We start from the raw sequence: 17,221 nt of genomic DNA on the forward strand, positions 1-17,221 counted from the left end.
ACCGCATATACTATTATACGTTATTCCTGCCCCATTTATATATTTTAATTTTTATTATTCCCCAAAAGCGATTAGATTGACATTCATAAGCTTTATATATACTATTTAATGTATATAAATTTTATTTACCACAATATTCTTTATTAATAAAGGAGGTACCCTCATGGCTAATGTCCTTGAAGTAACTGACATCCATAAAAAATTAGGTAGCAGCCAAATAATAAAAGGTATAAGTTTTTCAGTAAAAGAGGGCGAAATTTTTGGATTTCTAGGTCCAAATGGAGCTGGAAAAACTACCACTATAAAAATGATTGTTGGCTTATTGTACCCTAACAAAGGAACTATAAAGATAAATAATTATGATGTGCAAGCTGAAAGAGAAAAGGCACTTTCCTCTGTTGGTGCTGTAGTTGAAAATCCTGAGTTATATCTTTATCTTACAGGAAGACAAAACTTAGAGCAAGTGGCAAGTTTTTACGATAATATAACTAAAGATGATATTGAAAATATAGGCAACTTAGTCGGTTTAAAAGGTCGGCTAGATGATAAAGTAAAGAAATATTCACTTGGTATGAAGCAGCGTCTCGGTTTAGCTTCTTCTCTTTTAAGTAAACCGAAACTCTTAATCCTTGATGAACCAACAAATGGCCTTGATCCATCTGGAATAATTGAATTTAGAAACATACTAAAAAGAACTGCTAAAGAGACAAATACAGGTATCTTTGTTTCTTCTCATATACTATCTGAAATAGAACAACTTTGTGATACGGTAGCATTCATAAAAAGTGGTGTTATTGAATCCATTGAAAGTCTAAATAAATCAACAATTAATGACTCTAAAACGGAAAATTTTGAAGAATTTATAATTAAGACAACAGAAAAGGATAAATGCAGCGAAAGTTTAAAAAATATTTCCTATATATCAGATTTTAAATTGCAAAGTGAAACTGAGTCTCCTTCAAGTTTTGTTGTAAAGGCAAAAGCTGGTTCAATTCCAGATATAGTAATTGATTTAGCAAAGAAAAATATACGTATAGAAGAAATATACAAAAAACATCAGCAGCTTGAAGATAGATATATGGAACTTGTAAAGGGAGTGAATAAGTAATGCATAAGTTAATAAAAAATGAATTTATAAAACTACACTATAGAAAAAAATTTGTTATTACTATAATAATCTTTGCACTAATTTGCGGTCTTTTTTCTTTTGCATATTCAAAAAGTTCAAAAATATAGCACTCCTGATGCTCAAATAAGCATACTTAATAAATCAAAAACTCAGCTTCAAAACGAAAAAGATTCAACTTCTGATAGCACTAAAAAAGAACAACTAGAGCAATCTATATCTGGAATAGATAGTCAAATCGACCAGCTAAAAACAAGCAAGGCGAGTACTAGCAGCAAGAATTGGAAAGCTAGTTTAAAAAATCAAATTGACAGTTTAAAAGATCAAAAAAATTCTGCAACAGATATATCCTCTGATAATGCAAAGGAAACCTATAACAAGCAAATCATCTTTTATCAGTATTTTATAGACCACAATATAAAACCTCAAGCAAATGGAAGTTTCTCAGCTTTTAATTTTCTTGATTCTTTGTTCAAACTATTGGGTTCGTTATTTATACCAATCATAATCGCTATACTTTCAGCTGATATTGTATCTGGAGAATACACTCCTCCTACCATGAAAATGCTTTTGACAAGACCTGCGTCTCGAAGCAAGATACTCATTTCAAAATTTGTAGCAATACTCGCTTCTTCAATAATAATAATTACCGTGATAGAACTTGTAAGCTACTTGATTATGGGAATAATCTACGGATTTGATAACCCTATGTATCCTGTTTTAGTTGGTACAAAATATACGTCATCGGCAATTAAACTTTCTCAAGATAGCACAGGACTTATTCCTGTATTGGGAAGCTCATATATCATTGCAACCTGGAAATTTATTATTCAAATGTTTTTATTTCAGCTTTTGTATATATTGGCTTGCTGCTCATTATTTATACTATTTTCTACAATTTTAAGAAGCAGCACATTATCAATGACTTTAAGCATACTTGCTACTATAGTTGTAAACATATTATCTTCAATCTCATACTTAGCAAAAGCGACACCATTTTTCTTCTCAACTTATGGCTCAATATCGTCTATTTTAGATAGTTCTATAATTCAATCGACAGGCGTAACCTATATAACACCGCTATTCGGCTGCATATTCTTGATTGTGTTTTCAGCAATATGTTATTCAATATCCGCCTACGTCTTTCACAAAAAGGATATAAACATATAAGAGGTTTGGGCTTTACCCATTATCCTTCTTGAACTATATTAAACCACTATGTAAATAACAACTCAAAACTTAGAATTAAGATATACCCATATAGAGGTTTGGGCTTTGCCCATTACCTTTCGTTTCTCTCAGGTAAATCTTAGAACTTAATAGTGTCAGCTACGCTGAGCACTATATTTTAAGCGCTTTGCGTGCATTAAGTTTAAGATTTTTTGTAGCGACAGCGGAGAAAAATCATCCTTCACTGTACTCTGTCCTCTGTACTTTGTACTCTGAGTTAAATTCCAGTTTATGGCGATACACTTGGTATTAACAATTTTAATCTTCCAAGTTGTCTATCCATACTATTGAATATCCTTTAGTGATTCTTTAAGCGTTTTAGCCGAATTGTGAAGCTGATCTATCTCCTCTTTCTTTAACGGTACCTCTAATATCTGCTTTACTCCAGTTACACCTATAATAGAAGGTACTCCCATATATATTCCATTTACTCCATACTGACCATTTAGTAATGAAGAAGTTGTTAATATAGAATTCTCATCTCTTATAATAGCTTCAACAATTCTCCTTACTGCCAATGCAACTGCATAATAAGTTGCTCCTTTTTTCTTAATAATCTCATAAGCTGCATTTTTAACTTTTTCATGAATATCAAATTTAAGTGAACCATCGCATTTATTGCATGCTACTTTGCAATATTCATTTACGTCCATTCCAGCTATATTTGTAAGACTCCACGTAGCAATTTCTGAATCTCCATGTTCACCCATAATATAAGTGTGAATATTTCTCGCATCAATTCCGAAATGTTCACTGAGCATATATCTAAATCTTGAAGTGTCAAGAACAGTACCAGAACCTATAACTCTTTCCTTAGGAAATCCCGATAATTTATAAGTTATATAAGTGAGTATATCAACAGGATTCGAAACAACAAGTAAAATGGCATTAGGATTATACTTTACTACTTCTGGAACAATAGATTTAAATATATTATAATTTTTAGATATTAAATCTAATCTTGTCTCCCCCGGTTTCTGCGCTGCACCTGCAGTTATAATAACTATATCTGATCCCTTCGTATCCGGATAATCACCAGATTTAACATCTACAGGTTTTACAAAGGCCGCTCCATGTGCTAAATCCATTGCCTCTCCTTCAGCTTTATCTTTATTAACATCAACTATGACTATCTCAGATGCAAGTCCACCGTTCATAATAGCAAAAGCAGTAGACGAACCTACAAATCCGGCACCGATTATAGAAATCTTTGTATTCTTATTCATTTCAATCCCTCCAAATATACTTTATTTTCTCCCAGTCCACAATATTTTATTCGTGATTAATCTTTGTCTTAGTAATATTATATACTAATTAATAATAATTATCAACGAATTTTATATGGATAAGCTACTTTTTGTTTTCATTCAGCAAAGTTGAACATCATTAATTCCTTAGATTTCATGTAGTACATCCATATCACCATATAGTAATGAAATCATATAATATCATGTATGTAATTTATAAATAATTGGAGGCTTTATTATGTCTTTAAAACCAAAAAAGAAAATATTAGTAGTTTCCTTATCCATCGTTTTAATTTTAGCTTTTGCTTTAGGTTATGTTAACTTTTTTAAACCGCAATCTTCTGTATCTACTACTAAAGTAAAGCCTACTAAAGCATTAAAAACCAAAAAAGATTCTTCTACAACTAATTCTTCCACAAGCACTACTGCTAATGAAACAAATACAAGTAAAACTATTAGCTCTAAACCAGAAAAAAATACTACGCCTTCTCAAAATTTATCCTCTACTGTTAAGCAAACAGTTTTACCTAAGCCAGCGCCAGCACAGTCATCAAAACCTTCTAATTCAGTAATTTCTGATAGCAATATAAGAACTTTGCTGTACAACGGAGATATAGCTGTAAGAAACTTTTATTCATCGGCTTATTTTAAAAATTCTAACACTAAAAATCCAATTAATTTAGATAATAAAACTTATAGTGAAATGGTTCCAGCTATAACTAGTTATAACATCCTACAAGACTTCATGAGAAAAAACTATAATTTAAATTCTTACTATACGGAAACCTTTATAAGAAAATTCATGGACGAAACCTTCAGATATATTAATGGTAAATATTATATACTTGTTGGTAACTATGGACTTATGCTTCATTATAGCAATACTTTTAAAGTAGTATCAAAAGTTTCTAACGGAAATATACTCTACCTTAAAATAAGTGACTATGCAGATGGTGATACCTCACCAAGTGTGATGAATGTTGCCTTATACTATTCAGGCAAAAACTGGCTTATTTATAAATTTGATGATTGGGGAATAGCTTCTCTTGCAAATTAGCAAATAAGCTCTGTATATTTTTTCAAATTTATGTTATATTTTATCTATATATAAACTTGAAGGTTATTAGTACGGAGTGAAGAATATGAATAATAAAGATATACTTGCTAAATATATATCAATTGCAGAATTTATTTCAAGCATCCTAGGTGATAATTGTGAGGTGGTAATACATGACATTACCTCCCCCAACAATTCTATAATTTTTATAAAAAACGGCCATCTCAGTGGTAGAAAATTAGGCGGCCCCTTAACAGACTTAGTGTTAAATATAATTCAGAATAAAAGCTATAAAGATAAAAACTTTGTTTCCAACTACAAAGCTATTGGTAATTTTAAGACTTTTAGATCTGCAAGTTATTTTATAAAAAATGATAATTCTGAAATAATAGGTGTCCTATGCATAAACATAGACACAGAGCCTTATAATAAGGTTAAGCAATTAATGGACAGCCTAAGTTTTATATCAACAAATTCAATAGATAATAAAAAGAAAACCCTTGATACACAGGAGCAATTTTATGATAATGTTGATGATCTTCTATATATGATGGTTCAAAAAACAATATCAAAATCTAAAATAGCACCCGATAGAATGTCTTCAGATGAGAAAATTAACATAGTGAAGAGGCTTTGCGATGAAGGCGCATTTAACTTAAAAGGCGCAGTTTCTGAAGTCGCCAAAGCCCTCCAAGTGTCCGAGCCAACCATATACAGATACCTAAATAAATATAAGTAATCATACACGGGGTTTGGGTCTTTAGACCCATTATCCTTCTTGAACTTAATACTATTACTCTCTTAATACACGGGGTTTGGGCCTTTAGACCCATTATCCTTCTTAAATTTAATATTATTACTCTCTTAATACACCATATGGTCATAATTATAGACATATATACATCTGGGTTATTTAAGGTTATGAAAAAAAACCGTCAATCAGTATTACTTTTTTATTGACGGTTTTTGTTAGCTTGAGCACTTAATTTATTTTCTGATCCTTAAGTGCTAATAATATAATCTGCTATTACAATTTTCCTTGATAAAAAGATATTCCATCTCTTTCATCAAAGCCTAATTTTTGAGAAGCTTTAAGTGAAGGTTCTTTTCTAACATACATTTTATAACCAACAGATCTAAAACTTACCTCTCCACATTGAGTTGAAATTATCCACTTCCACTCTATGGTTTTATCTATATATTTGTGATTTTTCGGCTGTCTTGCTTCTTCTCTATAAATAGTGTCAATTTCAATCGACAAATCAGAGGATATGTCAATCTCTAGATCATATACATTTTCAAATACTAGCGTAGTAGGTGCTATCCAAAATTTATAATATGGATTTTTCTTATCTGTTGGTGTTACCCATTTAAATATATAATCAATGTCAAACATCAATTTATAAGCATGTTTTTGAAAAGCCATAGCATAAATACTGCAGTCATGCCATTTCATCTTACTAAAATCATCTTCTGTCAAAATCCACTTTTTCAAATTACTCATTTCTTGAATTTCTCCTCTACTTTAGATTAATAACAATTTATTTAGGAATTTCCCAAGAAAGAGGTACCCTTACCTGGTACTGTTTTATCATGAACATGTGGCATAAGTTCTTTTCCTGTAAATGTACGCATCAAGGTTAGCTTGAATGTACTTTCTAAATTCTATGAAAATGTATCCCTTATTATCTAGTTTTTAATTATAATAAGTTATGTTGTTAGAATACTAGTATTTGTGCAGCTTATTTTTAAGGATGTTCTCTAATTTGTGCATACTCAAGTATAACTTTTTTTGTATAATGAGATGCCTGTTTTTCTAAACCTATATCTGTTAAACGAATGTCATTTATCCACTGAAAATAATGCGTTAATTCATGAGCAATAGACCCCAATATCGCTGCTAGTGCGTCATCCTCTCCCCATTCCTCGGTCATCTGGTGAAAGTCACCAGTAGCAATTTTAATAAATGGTTCATCTATTTTACTAAATGGCTCAAAGAAGGTCGCCGAAACAAATTCTCCATCAGAGGCTTTAATATATGGAGTACTTTTGAAATAAATAACAATCCTAACTGGAAAATAATATTTGCTTCGTATCCAATTTCCAAAGTCAATACATGCTCTTCTAACATTTTTGTCAACATCTTTTTGGAATCTAAACCTTAATCCCATACGTCTCTCTTTCTTACATATTTCCTTATTGTTTTTCCAGTTGGTTTTTTCCAAATATCCATAAACAAGTATTCCTCCATAAAATTTAATATTTTCTGTGCGTTTTTCCTGGCGTATGTTTAGGTAAAGGTTTTGCTCTTCTATTAGGATTATTTTTCCAATTAGGCTTTTTCCTTTTTTGCTCTTTCCTTTCTCTACCTTGCTTCTTTTGATTCGGTCTTGCATAAGGATCTGAGTTTGATTTGGTTTTTGCAAATGAAATGCGACCAACTTTACTTCTCACATATGATATACCCTTGTAAGCGCCATATACTAAGACAACACCTATGGTTATACCTAATACAACACCTCCAATCCCCGGAACAAAATACAATGCATATGCAAAACGCCCATCATTATCAGCTTTATTTACTGAATTATTGTTGCAGTATGCAAACATATTATAATCTAACAAATCTTCATTTGTATCATCTAGCTGGTCAGTATCATCCGCATTAATAAACCTGCCCCACTCCGGATTATAGTACCTTGATTGCAAATAATACAATCCAGTTTCAGTATCATACCTATATCCTCTATACCTATATGGATTTAATACTCCTACTGTATCCTTTAAGCTTCCACCTATTGATATAAGTTTACCCCATGTATCATAAGTATAGCTTACTACCTGCGTTCCTGTACTGTGAGGGAGAATCCCTCAAAGATGTCTCCTACCTCTATACTATAAAAAAGATAAGTTTATAACCAGTTTTATTTGGCTATAAACATATTATACGAGGAGAAAGAGCTATGGATAACAACACTTCAACTCTAATTAAGCTTACTAATGGAATATATAGATGTACTCAGGTTTATCTTGATAAAAGGCTTTGTGAAATTAATCTTACAACGGGAACATATCCATATTTGTTTGTACTTGATCAATGCAGAGGCATAAGTCAAAATGATATAAGTAGAGAATTAAGTGTAGACAAAGCTATGTCAGCTAGGACGGTGAAGAAGCTAATAGAGCTTGGGTATGTAAGGAAGGAAGAAAATAAGGAAGATGTAAGAGCGTACAAATTATATATAACAGATAAAGGCAAGAGTTTGATACCTGAAATTCATAAAATAGTTCAGGAGTGGATTAATATTTTGGTTGAAGGAAATAATGAAGATGAAGTAAAAACATCAATAAAATTTTTAGAGGATGTTTTGAAAAAGGGTAAGGCATATAAAGCGACCTGTTGTAAAAGGAGGAAGTAAGTTGAATAAAAAGGAAAATGAAATATACAAAAAGCGATGGATAATACTATTTACAGTCCTTTCAGCTACCTTTATGGCGACTTTAGATGGAAGTATTGTAAATGTAGCACTTCCTAATATGGCTATAAATCTTAAAGTTGGAATGGCAGGAGTTACATGGGTTGTAACTAGCTTCTTGATAACTGTTGCTGCAACGATTTTGATATTTGGAAGAATTGGGGACATAAAGGGAAAGACTAAGGTATTTAGCTTTGGAGTTGTTCTTTTTACCATTGGTTCCCTACTATGTGGATTTACTAATTCACTTTTGTTCCTTGTCATTGCAAGAGTTATACAAGCAATAGGGGCAGCAGCTACTATGGCAACTAACCAGGGAATTATAACTCAAGTTTTCCCAGCGAATGAAAGAGGAAGAGCACTTGGTGTTCTAGGAACCTTCGTAGCACTTGGTGCCATGGCAGGACCACCACTCGGAGGATTTATTGTTTCTGCATTTAGTTGGGAGTATATATTTTTGATAAATGTACCAATTGGTATAGCTGTGTTTATAGCGACTATAAAGATATTTCCTAAGTCGAATAAAGTTATCAATGAAAAGGTTGATGGACGAGGAGCAGTACTATTCATGATAGCTACAGTAGCTTTCTTTGGGGCAATAGTTCAGGGACAGACTACAGGATATAATAATCCTATTATGATAGCAGCATTTATTGTTGCTCTTGCAGCCTTTGTACTTTTTATTGCAGCAGAAAAGAAGATAGAAATGCCGCTCTTGGATTTAAGTATTTTTTCAAATAGTTTATTCTCAATAAGCATAGTTTGTGCATTTATATCTTTTATAGCAATTAGTGCATCTAACATAATATTACCATTTTATTTTCAAGATACCTTAAAATTTTCAGCAGCAATGACTGGAATATTTATGATAGTATCACCTATAGTTTTATCTGTTGTTGCTCCTTTTAGTGGATATTTATCAGATAAAATAGGTTCAGAAATATTAACACTTATAGGACTTTCACTTACAAGCTTAGGGTTATTTTTAATTAGTAGTTTAAATGAAAAATCATCGGTAATTTTTTTACTTGCCTATATAGTAATAATGACTATAGGAAATGGAATGTTCCAATCTCCTAATAATTCCTTGGTTATGTCTACAGTTCCTAAAAACAAACTTGGAATTGCAGGAAGTGTTAATGCTTTAATTAGAAATTTAGGATTTGTTTTAGGTACTTCTGTATCAACTCTTATTTTATATAGTAGAATGAGTGCTAAGGTTCATCATAGAGTAACTGATTATATAAGAGGTAGAGACGATGTATTTATTTACGGAATGAAATTTGTTTATATATGCGCTGGAAGCTTATGTTTATTTGGTGTTATAATAACAGCCTTTAGGTTGTACAATAGTAAAAAAAACGAAAAGCTTAAGGCTAAAGAAGAAGACGAAGAAATACATGATAAAGTGATTTAATAGAGGGACAGTAAGAAATTATGTAAGTGGCATATATAGCAAATTAGAGATAAAGGATAGAACTAAGCTTGCTATATATGCGAAGTAACAATGCTTAGTCTAAGATTTATAAAGCTTTGTTTAAATTGTTCCTTTTCTCCAACGGGTAGTACAAGAAAAAATTTCTCAGTACCTGCGCAATTTTAGGCGCTAAATAACCTGTATAGTTTTCCAATTGCCTTTAACAAATCTTATGGATACCAGTGATAGCATGAAAAAGGTAAAGATTAATAGGTTTATCCAGATCCAGTATATGCTTAAGCCTGATATTACACATATTATATATGGCACTGCAAGATAAAATACAAATGGAACAGTCATGAAAATAATCATGAGAAAAACAGTATCCCCGGCAGCTTGCAAAACATTTCTTATTATAATTTGAATAGTGTCAAATACAAGCCATATTGATGTGATTTTTATAAGTGGAATAGTGTAGGCTAAAATTTTTTTTATTGCTGCCGCTGTTAAAGAGTGAAATTAAAACATCAGGGAAAAGATTAAATACAATAATAAGAATAATGTTAAATAAAAATCCTAATGTGAGTCCTTTTTTTAGGATTTTTTCTGTGTTATTGATTCTTCTAGCTCCAATTTCATTTCCAACTATAATACCTACAGCAATTCTGATTCCTTGAACAGTCCATACGGACATGCTTTCTATGGTAAAGGCTATGTTTGCACAGGACAAATTAAATTTCCCTGTCATTCCTATTATAAGAAGTAAAAGGGTAAAGTAACCTGTACCAACAAAAAGTTTGCATTCCTGATGGAAGTCCAAAATTTATAAGCTTTAAAGCTAAATTTTTATCTAGGCTGCGGTTTAAAAGCAGTCTGTATTTGTTTTTTAAGGTTTTTCTATTTATTAATAAAAAATATATAATGATACTTATAAAGCAGCTTCAAAACAATCAGGTGTTCTCAAATTGTGAAAATATATTTATTACTACAGGCTCACAGCAGGCACTAAACATATTAGGGAAAATGCCATTTCCTAATGGAAAAAGTAATGTGGCAATTGAACAGCCAACTTATGATGGAATGGTGAAATGCTTAAAGCAAAATAATGTAACTATAATTGGAGTTAATAGGAGCTTTAATGGGCTGGACTTCAATAGGCTTGAAAATGTATTTAAAAATAGTAATGTTAAATTTTTTTATACGGTTTCTAGATTTAGTAATCCTCTTGGTCTTAGTTATACCAAGGAAGAAAAAGAAAAATTGGTTTCACTGGCAGAGAAATACGATGTCTATATTGTAGAGGATGACTATCTTGGTGATATAGAAAGCAATGCTAAATCAGATCCAATATTTTCGTATGATACATCTTCTAGGGTAATATATGTAAAGACTTTTTCTAAGGTTATTCTTCCGGGGTTAAGAATTGCAGTTGCAGTATTGCCAAGTATTTTATGCAACGCTTTTTTGCACTACAAAACCTGGATGGATATAAATACACCAGTGCTTTCACAGGGTGCTCTTGAACTGTATATTGAAAGCGGTATGTTTAATGTGCATGTAAAAAAGATAAGAGATGTGTATTTAAAAAGAATGAGATATCTAAGTGATATTATAAAAAGTAACCATTCACCTTATATAAAATGGCATGTTCCAAAGAATGGCGGTTTTTATGCTGGTTTAGAAATTTTAAATGAAAATAGAAGTAAGGTAGTAGTAAATAATTTATTAAAGAAGAATATAAAATTGTCTGATTTTGAAAAGTACTATTTAAAGGATTTTTTTACAAGTAAAATGCTTAGGGTAAGCGTTGCAAATGCCGATTATAAAAAGATTCAAATAGCCATTCCAGAACTTATACGGGAAATAGAAAAAGTTATGATTTTTAATGAGCCATACGTGGAACTATAAATAATGGGCTTGCCGCTAAAGCTTAGCTGTTAATTGTTATCTTCCATCTATACACTGTATTTATGTTACGCCGGAAGTTTATATTTAAAGGCTATAAATGACACTGAAATTTATTATGATAAGGCATTTAATATAGACTTAAATAATAACAAAGTTCCCTAATTTGCAAATAAAAGGAGTAAAGTGATATACTTTAAAAGAATAAGGGGGACATATGATGAAATCATTTTTAAAAAAATTTATAGGGTTATTAACTTTGTTTTGTTTGCTTATTTCTATAACTGCATGCGGTGGGCAAAAGCCTGATGAAGCTGTAAAAGGATTTTTTGATGCATTAAATAAAAATGATCTTAAAACTGCAGCTGCATTTTTTAATAGCAATGATAAAAAGCTTTCTTATGACAATGAAGATGGAAGCAAAATTATCAAAAAAGTTTTCCCAAAAATTAGATATAAAATTATATCTTCAACTATTTCAGGGAATACAGCTAAAGTAAAAACAAGCATTACAGCACCAGATTTAGTAAAGATAACGAATAAAATGGCCAATGATACGATGCCAACTATTTTTGAAGATGCTATGAGTGGAAATGCAGATGAAAAGAAAGAAAAAAAATTAATCGAGGATTACTATATTAAAAGTCTTTCAGCAAAAAATGTAGCTATGACATCAAATGAGGTTAATATAGAGCTAGTAAAGGATGATAATAAAAAAGAATGGCGCATTAAATCAAGTGATGATTTAGTGAATGCTATAACTGGTAATTTGTCAAAAGCAGTTGATGCTCTTTCACAAAAAACTTCTAGCGATTCTGGAAAATAAAACATAAATTTATAATAAAAGGGGCTGTCGCACTAAATATATTAAGTCATAATTTATAAAAATTGTGAAGCAATAACTAATTTTTTTCGCCTAAAAAGAAGGCGAAAAAAGCTAAGAGTGAAGGGTTTTAAACTTGCGCCGCTTGTTAAAAAAGTTGAACTTTTTTACCTTCAGTAAAAAAGTTAATGATGATTTTCTTCCGTTCCTCTACGGAAAAATCTTTAAATTTAAATTAAAAAATTTTTCTGCAGCGGAGTGCAAGAAAAAAGCAGAATGGTAGACAATTTAAAGGCAGTGTAACAGTTAGAGATACCAGTTTTGATGATAGCAGTATTGTAGAAATAGATCTAGAGGAAAATGTAAATCCGACTGATAGCTTTATGCTTGGCGGAGTAGGGAGTTCTTGCTTAACCGTTACACTTGCAAAAGTTCTCGAAAGTCTAATATTAGAAAATGCTAAAGTATCTGCTAGTTTAGAATTACTTGTTAATGGGAGTTATGAAGATGTACCTTTAGGAAAGTTTACAGTAGATGATATCGACAAAGGTACAAGTAGTAATAACACAGTTAAATTAACATGCTACGATAATATGATATTGCTAGAGCAGGCTTATTTTAGTGATCTAACATACCCTACAGATATAAATAATGTGGCACAGGAGATATGCACCAAGGCAGGAGTTGAACTTGCAAGTACACTTCCAAACATACAGGTAAATAAAATAGAGGGATACACCTATAGAGAAGCTGTTGGATTTATAGCTTCTTTTTTAGGTGGTTTTGCTAGATTTAATCGTGATGGAAAACTTGAAATAACTTCTTATACTGAGAGTGGAATAAGTCTTGATAAGAATGATTACACATCTTCATTTAAGACTAACGCAACCACTTTTGCTATAGGAAAACTTTCTTGTCAGGTTAATGATAATACTATACTTTCAGCCGGAAGCTATGGGAATGAAATTCAATTTAAAAATCCTATAATGACACAAGACCAGCTTAATAGTATCTACAATGCACTAAAGAGTTTGAATTATATGCCATATAGTGCCGACTGGCGAGGTAATCCAGCACTACAGAGTGGTGATAAAATCACTATAACAGATACTAAAGGAAATACATTTAATACACTGGTTATGGATAATAAGTTTACTTATAAAGGTGGGTTATCTGGTCACATAGAAGCTGTAGGAAAAACAGAGACTGGACAGAACTTTAGCAGTTCTGGTAATGTTTCTAATACTGTAGATAGATTGGTTACAGAACAGGCTAATATTAAAGTACTTTTAGCAGATAAAGCCACAATAGAGCAATTGAATGTAACTAATGAGAATGTGCAAAATTTGATTGCTGATAATGCAAAAATTAATAATTTAGTTGCAACTAAAGCCAATATAACAGACCTAAATGTAACAAATGAAAGCGTTAAAAATTTACAGGTTGATAAAGCAAATATAACTGATTTGCAAGCTTCAAATGCAAGAATAAACACATTAGAAGCAAGTACGGCAAATATAAATCACATTCTAGCTGGAAATATTACAGCGGAGAATATAGCAGCGGGAACAATAGCAGCTGGAAGTTCTATAATTGCAAATGGAGCTATAGGAAGCGCTCAGATAAGCGATTTAGATGTAAGTAAATTAAATGCTGGTACTTTGGATACAACTAAAATCACAATAGCTGGTGCTAATTCTAGGTTGCTTATAAAAGGTAATAGACTTCAAGTATTTGCTACAAAAGCAGATAATAGCCTATATGAAAGAGTTTCTTTAGGTGATGTAAATGGTGATGGCTCTGTATATGGTTTTAGAGTACGTGGAGCAGATGGAACAACAGTGCTTTTGGATGAAACAGGCGTAAAGCGTGAGGGTATTACAGATGGGAGCATAAATAATGCAAAGATAGGCTCTGATGCAAATATAAGTGGTACTAAACTGGATATAAATAGCGTTGTTACTGCAATAAACGGTGGAACTACAAGCATACAGGGTTCTAAAGTCTTGCTGAATGGGCAAGGATTAGATGTCCAATTTAGCAATATTACAACTACTGTTAATCAAAAAGCTAATACCACAGATGTAACTAATGCCATAAATGCTATACAGGTTGGCGGTACTAATTTAATATTGAATAGTGATTTTTCTCTTTCAACAGGAAATGTATTTGTGTCAGCTCAAACAATAACTATAGTATCAGATGATACTTATGGTTATTGTTTAAAAGTAGTTACAACAAGTGGAGGTGGAACAAATACAGGCTCATATTTACAATCATCTGTATTGACAACGGGAAATCGCTATTCGTATTCTGCATATATAAAAGCAGATGCAACTACATCTGTATACATGGGTTATCAAGGTAGTGGCACATCTTTATGTAAATTATTTAATGTTACTACTAACTGGCAAAGAATAAAAATCGAAAATGAGTTAGATACAAATAACAATAGAAGTTTACGTTTTTATAGTAGTGATGGAGTTACTTTTTATATCACAAGAATTAAATTTGAACAAGGTACCAAAGCTACAGATTGGTCACCAGCTCCAGAAGATACACAATCGCAGATAGACACAGCAAATTCTAATATAACATCTATCCAGACAACTGTAAGTAGTCATACAAGCTCTATAACTCAATTACAGAACAGCATTACATTAAAGGTAGATACACAGACGTTTACGAACTACCAAAGCACTGTAAATGGGCAAATAAGTTCTATAAACAATACGTTAAGTAGTCAAAGTAGCTCAATATCTGTACTTCAAAATCAAATAACAAGTAAGGTAACCCAGACAGATATAAATACTAGCATTAATAATTTAAATATCGGTGGAACTAATCTAGCTGTTGGATATGGAGTATATACATCTAGTGCACCATTTATATTGTCAGGCACAGCTAAAGACCTATATTATTATTTTTCTTCTCCTTCCAATAGGTTTTATCTTAAAGCAGGTAGTTATTATTTCCATGTAGAATCAGATGGTACTTGGACTATAACTCATGATACAAGTGGTGGAACTGCTTCAAGCCCAAATGTTGTGTTATGGCTAGCTGAATATGCAAATTCAACAACAACAACAATTTCTTCAGCTATAATTCTTACAAATGGTGCTAAACATACAATTACAACATCTGGGTATTATTCATTTAGAGTAAATTGTTATTCAGATGGAACTGCAACCGTAACTCATAATTTCTGGAATTTTCAAATAGAATCTGGAGATAAACTCACTAATTGGTCTCCAGCGCCACAAGATTTTCAAAATCAGATAGACACTACAAATAGTAATTTAAATACAGCAAATTCTAATATAACTACATTAACAACTAGAATAAGCACAGCGGAAAGCTCTATAACTCAATTACAAAATTCTATAACATTAAAGGTATCAACTTCGGATTTTACAAGTTACCAGAACACTGTAAGTAACAATTTTAGCACTACTAATAGCAATGTAACAACCGCACAAAATACAGCTAATACAGCGGTAACAAATGCTAGTACAGCACAGACAGCGGCGAACAGTGCACAGACTACTGCTAATGCGAAGAAAAGAGTATTTACAAGTCAGCCAGCACCACCATATGATGTAGGAGATTTGTGGTCACAAGGCACTTCTGGAGATATGATGGTTTGTAAAACTGGTAGGGCTAGCGGTTCTTATACAGCTACAGACTGGGCTAAAGGCGTTAAATATACAGACGATACAACAGCAAATGCAGTTCAAAGCAACTTAAATACTACTAATAGTAATTTAAGCTCTTTGACAAGTAGAGTAAGCACCGCAGAGAGTAAAATTACAAGTGACGCTATAGTTAACACTGTAAGAACTAGTACAGCCTATATAAGCGACTTGGGACAAAAAATAACATCTGCACAGGCTACTACGATAGCACAAACATCAAGCAATATAAAAATCGGATTTAACGGTATAAGCAATAAAGTCGTAATTGATACGACAGGAATTACAATAAACAACGGTGGCTTTACTATTAAGAATCAATCAAATGCAACAGTATTGTCAGAAGATGCTAATGGAAATTTAACTATGGCTGGTACACTTAAAACTTTACAGGATGATGGTACAGATGCTATTACAATGTCTGATACTAATATATTTTTTCATGATTGGGGGTCTGGTGCTGGAAATAACATTGGAAAGATATATTCTTCTCATGATACTACTAGTCCGTATGCAGCGGGTTATTCAATTGGAGTTAATAGAAACTATAAATTTGGATTGACATATCAAAATCTAGAAACTGATTCATCAGGAAATACTTACACACCACTTTTAGTTCTAAACAATGGTTCTAATAATGGGGGAATAGGCAGAATTGACATGTGGAATGCATATTTATGGAATAGTACCTTAGAGTGGAGGTTTAAATCCACTGCAACCATTGTAGCAAATTCATCTATAAATATAAATCATAATCTTAACAAAATGCCTATGATTACTGCGGTAGGGACTGTTGGGAATATAGTACTCACGTTTTCATATGTTGATGCGAACACAATAAGAATATACAACTATAATAATGGAGGCAGTGGTGGAAACACATGGACAGGAGATATTTATTTTGGTAAGGGGAATTAAAATGGATTTAAATGAAGAACATTATTTAGTCGTAGATTCTACTACAAAAGTTATTTTGTACAGTATGACTAGGCGGGTTTCATTAGGTGCACAACCTTATGCTGTAGAAGGATGTGATGTAATTCAAATATCAGCAGATTTTGCAAGTGAATTTAGCGAAAGTATAAGAAATGGAAAACAATATAAATTAAAAGATGTAAATGGAACTATGCTAGAAACAATGCTGGAGGAATATATGCCCGAACGGGTAATACAGTCTCCAAACTTAGAGAATAGAATAAAAGCTTTAGAAGATGCTCAACTTAGTAATTTAAATATATAGAAGGTGAT

General features: G+C 31.9%; 15 protein-coding genes. 10 read left to right on the forward strand and 5 right to left on the reverse strand.

Annotated elements, in window-relative coordinates:
- Positions 1 to 163 precede the first annotated feature (163 nt).
- Complete coding sequence (locus AGR56_RS18290; RefSeq protein ID WP_053243512.1) at positions 164 to 1,108, forward strand: ABC transporter ATP-binding protein; 945 nt, start codon at positions 164 to 166, stop codon at positions 1,106 to 1,108.
- A 99-nt stretch (positions 1,109 to 1,207) separates the two neighbouring features.
- Positions 1,208 to 2,296, forward strand: coding sequence for an ABC transporter permease subunit (locus tag AGR56_RS18295; RefSeq protein WP_242851599.1), 1,089 nt, complete (start codon positions 1,208 to 1,210; stop codon positions 2,294 to 2,296).
- Between the two features lie 344 nt (positions 2,297 to 2,640).
- On the opposite strand, the gene AGR56_RS18300 is transcribed toward AGR56_RS18295, so the two are convergent.
- Positions 2,641 to 3,582 carry an L-lactate dehydrogenase gene (locus tag AGR56_RS18300; RefSeq protein ID WP_053243513.1) on the reverse strand — a complete coding sequence of 314 codons (942 nt, stop codon included), beginning with the start codon at positions 3,580 to 3,582 and terminating at the stop codon, positions 2,641 to 2,643.
- A gap of 259 nt (positions 3,583 to 3,841) precedes the next feature.
- On the opposite strand from AGR56_RS18300, the gene AGR56_RS18305 reads away from it, so the two are divergent.
- The gene (locus tag AGR56_RS18305) at positions 3,842 to 4,660 is read left to right on the forward strand and encodes a DL-endopeptidase inhibitor IseA family protein (RefSeq protein ID WP_053243514.1); all 819 of its coding nucleotides are present in this window, start codon (positions 3,842 to 3,844) and stop codon (positions 4,658 to 4,660) included.
- 85 nt (positions 4,661 to 4,745) lie between these two features.
- Positions 4,746 to 5,399 carry a PAS domain-containing protein gene (locus tag AGR56_RS18310; RefSeq protein WP_053243515.1) on the forward strand — a complete coding sequence of 218 codons (654 nt, stop codon included), beginning with the start codon at positions 4,746 to 4,748 and terminating at the stop codon, positions 5,397 to 5,399.
- 288 nt (positions 5,400 to 5,687) lie between these two features.
- Here AGR56_RS18310 and AGR56_RS18315 read toward each other — a convergent pair whose 3' ends face one another.
- From AGR56_RS18315 to AGR56_RS18325, 3 genes are all read right to left on the reverse strand, one after another.
- On the reverse strand, positions 5,688 to 6,164 hold the full coding sequence (locus tag AGR56_RS18315; RefSeq protein WP_053243516.1) for a hypothetical protein: 477 nt from the start codon (positions 6,162 to 6,164) through the stop codon (positions 5,688 to 5,690).
- Between the two features lie 244 nt (positions 6,165 to 6,408).
- Positions 6,409 to 6,885: a hypothetical protein gene (locus AGR56_RS18320; protein ID WP_053243517.1), complete on the reverse strand. Its 477-nt coding sequence runs from the start codon at positions 6,883 to 6,885 to the stop codon at positions 6,409 to 6,411.
- 31 nt (positions 6,886 to 6,916) lie between these two features.
- Positions 6,917 to 7,528: an RHS repeat-associated core domain-containing protein gene (locus AGR56_RS18325; protein WP_084757214.1), complete on the reverse strand. Its 612-nt coding sequence runs from the start codon at positions 7,526 to 7,528 to the stop codon at positions 6,917 to 6,919.
- 95 nt (positions 7,529 to 7,623) lie between these two features.
- On the opposite strand from AGR56_RS18325, the gene AGR56_RS18330 reads away from it, so the two are divergent.
- The gene (locus AGR56_RS18330) at positions 7,624 to 8,079 is read left to right on the forward strand and encodes a MarR family winged helix-turn-helix transcriptional regulator (RefSeq protein ID WP_053243519.1); all 456 of its coding nucleotides are present in this window, start codon (positions 7,624 to 7,626) and stop codon (positions 8,077 to 8,079) included.
- Between the two features lies 1 nt (position 8,080).
- Positions 8,081 to 9,553, forward strand: a complete 1,473-nt coding sequence (locus tag AGR56_RS18335; protein WP_053243520.1) for an MFS transporter — start codon at positions 8,081 to 8,083, stop codon at positions 9,551 to 9,553.
- 430 nt (positions 9,554 to 9,983) lie between these two features.
- Here AGR56_RS18335 and AGR56_RS18340 read toward each other — a convergent pair whose 3' ends face one another.
- Positions 9,984 to 10,373 (reverse strand): MATE family efflux transporter, encoded by a 390-nt coding sequence (locus AGR56_RS18340; RefSeq protein ID WP_053243521.1) that lies wholly within the window; start codon positions 10,371 to 10,373, stop codon positions 9,984 to 9,986.
- Between the two features lie 101 nt (positions 10,374 to 10,474).
- Between AGR56_RS18340 and AGR56_RS18345 the strand changes: the two genes are divergently transcribed.
- The 4 genes from AGR56_RS18345 (at position 10,475) to AGR56_RS18360 (ending at position 17,213) form a co-directional block, all read left to right on the forward strand.
- The gene (locus tag AGR56_RS18345) at positions 10,475 to 11,461 is read left to right on the forward strand and encodes a PLP-dependent aminotransferase family protein (RefSeq protein ID WP_157055840.1); all 987 of its coding nucleotides are present in this window, start codon (positions 10,475 to 10,477) and stop codon (positions 11,459 to 11,461) included.
- Positions 11,462 to 11,678: 217 nt separating this feature from the next.
- Positions 11,679 to 12,284, forward strand: coding sequence for a DUF4878 domain-containing protein (locus AGR56_RS18350; protein WP_053243523.1), 606 nt, complete (start codon positions 11,679 to 11,681; stop codon positions 12,282 to 12,284).
- A 380-nt stretch (positions 12,285 to 12,664) separates the two neighbouring features.
- Positions 12,665 to 16,891: a hypothetical protein gene (locus AGR56_RS18355; RefSeq protein ID WP_053243524.1), complete on the forward strand. Its 4,227-nt coding sequence runs from the start codon at positions 12,665 to 12,667 to the stop codon at positions 16,889 to 16,891.
- Positions 16,875 to 17,213, forward strand: coding sequence for a hypothetical protein (locus tag AGR56_RS18360; protein WP_053243525.1), 339 nt, complete (start codon positions 16,875 to 16,877; stop codon positions 17,211 to 17,213). The genes AGR56_RS18355 and AGR56_RS18360 overlap by 17 nt, the downstream gene beginning before the upstream one ends.
- Positions 17,214 to 17,221: the final 8 nt, after the last annotated feature.

This window comes from Clostridium sp. DMHC 10, assembly GCF_001270375.1.
Taxonomy (GTDB): Bacteria; Bacillota; Clostridia; order Clostridiales; family Clostridiaceae; genus Clostridium_S; species Clostridium_S guangxiense.